Here is a 3,727-nt window from a genome sequence, read left to right on the forward strand (position 1 = left end):
CCCCCCGCCCCCCCCCCCCCCCCCCCCCCCCCCACGGGAGGAGGGCCGGGGGAACCGGGCCGGGCGGGCGCCTCAGTCGTGCGCCTCGGCCTCCACCGGCTTCGGGATCAGGAACGACGTGCCGATCGCGGCGGCCAGGATCACCACACCGGCGATCATGCCGGTGACGTACCCGCCGGGCGAGGACGCGTCGGAGGGCGCCGTGGCCGTCTTGACGGCGTAGAGCGCGGCGAAGCTGAGCCCGGCGCCGAGGTTGAAGGCGCCGGCGTTCAGGCCGGGCAGGAACCCGGGGTTCTCCTTGGGCGACAGGACGATGCCCAGCCCGTTGAGGACGATGTTGGCCACACCCGCGTAGGTGACGCCCACCAGGAGCGAGGTGACCAGCAGCAGGACCCGCGAGTCGGCCGGCACGGTCACGATCATCAGGACGACCGAGGCCACCGCGCCGACGAGGCCCAGCCGCAGCACCCGTCCGTAGCCGTAGGTGGCGGCGAGCCGCCCGGCCAGCGGGCCCATGGCGAGTCCGGCGAGCGCGTACGGGGTCAGGGTCCACCACGCGGACTCGCTCGCGCTCATCCCGAGGCCCGCCTGGGCGTCCTGCGCGAACGCCGGGATCAGGCCGTTCATGACGGCGAACACGCCGGTCATGGTGAGCACGGTGGTCAGCAGGGTCGCCCAGGTGGAGCGCTGCTTCAGGTGCCGGATGGCGACCAGCGGGTGCGGGGAGCGGTCCTCCGTGCGCCAGAAGAGCGCGAAGGCGACCGCGGCCACCACGACGAGGCCGACGACGAGCGTCCAGTTCGCGGCGCCCAGCTTCCCGGCCTCGTTGAGGGCGACGAGCAGCGAGCCGACGGAGACGACGAGGAGGCCGACGCCCGGCCAGTCCATCCGGCGGGCCGACGGCACCCGGGTCTCGGGGGTCATGGTGGCGACCATGACGGTGGCGATGAGGGCGACGACGGCCATCGCCCAGAAGACCGACTGGAAACCGTGGTGGTCGGCGAGGTAGCCACCGCCGAGGGAGTCGACGCCGGCGATGCCGCCGTTGACGGCGGTGATCACGCCGAGCAGGGTGCCGTAGCGCTTGGGCTCGGGCACCTCGACGCGGAGCATGATCAGGCAGAGCGGCACGGTCGGGCCGGACGCGCCCTGGATGACGCGGCCCAGGAACAGCACGGGCACGCTGTGCGCCAGCGCGGCGACCACGCAGCCCACGGCCATCAGGGCGAGCATGCCGACCAGCACCTTGCGGCGGCCGAGGATGTCGCCGAGGCGCGGGAGGAACAGGGAGAACAGGGCCGCCGAGGTGAAGAACGCGGTCTGGGTGAGACCGATCTCCGCGGAGGTGGCACCGAGGCTGTCCTCGATGCTCTTCAGCGCGGGGCTGAGCATGCTCGCGTTCAGCTGGAAGGCGATGCAGGCCGTGAGGAGGGCGGTGACCAGGACAGCCACCCGGGTGGTGCGGCCGGCCGGGGCGCCGGTGGTGGCGTCGGCGCCGTGCGGGCCGGTGTGAGAAACGTTCATGCCTCGACGTCTTCGTGGGGTGCGACGGAGCCCGCTGTCCGACCGGACAGCGGCGGAGCGGATTCCGGGGGTTCCGAGGAGCGCGGATCGTCTCCGCCGTCCGCGGCGTGGGCCGTTCCGCAGGCCGGAACGAACCTGGTCACGAACCCGCCCGTACATCCGGTCCGTGGCCAAAGGTACCTGTTCCGGGCGGCTGACCGGAGTCCACCATTCCGGCCCTGGGCCGGACAGCTCCGCTACGTCACCCGTTGACGCCCTGCCGTCACCGTCCGCGAGCGCGGGCGCCGAGGAGGCCCCGCGCCCGTCAGACCGAGCCCATGGTCTCCGCGAAGGTCTCCGGGTCGGCGTCGAAGCCGCGGAGGAGCGGGCGGAAGGACCACAGCCCGGCGGCGTCGCGGACGAACTCGCCGACCGTGGCGGCGGTGGCCGCGCCGACTGCGGCGAAGTCCTGCTCGGCCAGCACCTCGTAGCCGGCCACGATCTGCACCCGGGGCCCGGCCACGTCGGCGAAGGTGAGCCGGCCGTCGGTCTGCTGGGCGGCCACGCCGACCACGACCCGTCCGTTGGCCTCGGACATCCGGACCAGTTCGACGGTCATCACCTCGTCCCAGCCCAGGCCCTTGCCGTTGCGGCTGTCGCGGTTGAGGGTGACGGTGCCGTCGGGCGAGCGGCGGCCGAAGTGCACCAGCTGGGCCGGGGCGCCGTGCGGGTCGTCGGCCCGGAGGACGGCGACGACGAGGTCGAGGTCGTGCGGGTCGGCACCGGGGGGCGCGGGGTCCCACTTCAGCCGTACCTCGGCCTTCTCGATGCCCTTGCCGAAAACGCTCACGCGTCGTCCCTCCCCGAGTCCGGTGCCTGGTCCCCACATGATGGCGTGGGGCGGACGGCACCGGAAGGGAAACCGGCGGCACCGCACGGTGGGGGGACGCGCACCCGGGCGGGCTGACGTCGGGCCGGAGCCGCGTTCGGCGATGAGCGGCGGCGGCGCCCGCCCACCGCGCGGATCAGGCCTTCCGGTACCGCCGTCGCATCCACGGCAGCGCCAGCGCCCACAGCCGGCGCCACACCGGCCCCGGGAGGAACCTGCTGCGCTCCTCCCGGGCGACCCGGCCGTAGGGGTGTTGGAGCAGCCGGGTGGAGGGGGCGGCGTAGCGGCGGCGGTACTCCAGGGCGACGACGTGCTTGACGCTCTTGTAGCCGTACTCCTCGGGGGCCACCAGCCGCACCGGGGCGCCGTGGGCGGCGGTGAGGGGAGCGCCGTCGAGCCGGTCGGCCAGCAGGACGCCGTCGTCCTGGGAGGCGAGGGGCCGGCAGTCGCGGTAGCCGTCCAGTCCGGTGACCAGCAGCCAGCGGGCGCGCGGATGGGGCCGTACGGTCTCGGCGATCAGCCGCTCCACCGCGTGGAAGGGCACGCCTTCCCAGGTCAGGTCCCGTGCGGTCCAGGTGGACACACAGTGCAGGTCGCCGTGGCGCGTGCGGCGCGGGGCGGCCCGGCGCAGGAGGTCGTCCAGGTCGAACTGGGCCGGGCGCGCCACGTCGCCGCCCACGGCGAGGACCGGCCGTTCGGGGACGGCGACGTGGCGGTCGGCGAACTGCGGCGGACCGAAGCGCTCCAGGGCGGTGACGTGCTGGCCGGGCGGCAGGGGCCCGTCCGGAGCGGGTCCGCTCCGGCCGCCCCGTGGACTCGCCGAATCTTTGGGGGTCATGGCTCCAGGCTGCCACCGGGGCGCGGACGGCGCCCTCCGAACGAACGGACGGGGCCGGGAAGGCCGCTCCCTCCGCCACTTCGCCTTCGCCTGCTGCGGACACCTTGTCAATGCAATGTCACATTACTACGTTACACATCACACAGCGCCGCGATGGCCGTCCCGCCCCCCTCAGCACCCCACGGCCCGGCGGGAGTTCGGCCCTTCACCCGTCCCCCCACTCTGGAGACAACGGTGTCCCGACACAGACCTGTCCGCCGTTCCCTGGCCACCGGTGCCCTCGCCGCGGCCCTGTTCGTCCCGGGCCTCGCTCCGGCCGTCACCTCGGCCGCCGCCGCGCCGGCGGCGGCCCCTCCCGGCCGTACGGCCCCGCCGGCGGCCGACCCGGACCCCGGGCACGACCGGGCCGACCGCCTCGCCCGGGCACCCCGGCCGACCTCCCGTCCTTTGCCGGCCCCCGGCGGGCTCCCCCACGACCGGGTGGCGGGCGTCCGCAC

The 3,727-nt window shown here is 74.7% G+C and carries 3 protein-coding genes and 1 pseudogene; 1 reads left to right on the forward strand and 3 read right to left on the reverse strand.

Annotated elements, in window-relative coordinates; genetic code table 11:
* Positions 1 to 72: 72 nt before the first annotated feature.
* From ACSNOK_RS31620 to ACSNOK_RS31630, 3 genes are all read right to left on the reverse strand, one after another.
* Positions 73 to 1,524, reverse strand: a complete 1,452-nt coding sequence (locus ACSNOK_RS31620) for an MFS transporter (protein ID WP_436784234.1) — start codon at positions 1,522 to 1,524, stop codon at positions 73 to 75.
* A gap of 304 nt (positions 1,525 to 1,828) precedes the next feature.
* Complete coding sequence (locus ACSNOK_RS31625; RefSeq protein WP_436784235.1) at positions 1,829 to 2,353, reverse strand: TerD family protein; 525 nt, start codon at positions 2,351 to 2,353, stop codon at positions 1,829 to 1,831.
* Between the two features lie 175 nt (positions 2,354 to 2,528).
* A complete protein-coding gene (locus ACSNOK_RS31630) occupies positions 2,529 to 3,230 on the reverse strand; it encodes a molybdopterin-dependent oxidoreductase (RefSeq protein WP_436784236.1) in 702 nt (233 codons plus the stop codon).
* 234 nt (positions 3,231 to 3,464) lie between these two features.
* Here ACSNOK_RS31630 and ACSNOK_RS31635 point away from each other — a divergent pair.
* Positions 3,465 to 3,727: pseudogene (locus ACSNOK_RS31635) on the forward strand (collagenase); the annotation flags it as partial.

The sequence above is a fragment of the Streptomyces sp. URMC 126 genome (genome assembly GCF_051386555.1).
GTDB lineage: Bacteria > Actinomycetota > Actinomycetes > Streptomycetales > Streptomycetaceae > Streptomyces.

Coding starts and splice junctions, on each gene's coding strand:
- ACSNOK_RS31630 (WP_436784236.1), bottom strand. CDS start 3,230: ATGACCCCCAAAGATTCGGCGAGTCCACGGGGCGGCCGGAGCGGACCC.
- ACSNOK_RS31620 (WP_436784234.1), bottom strand. CDS start 1,524: ATGAACGTTTCTCACACCGGCCCGCACGGCGCCGACGCCACCACCGGC.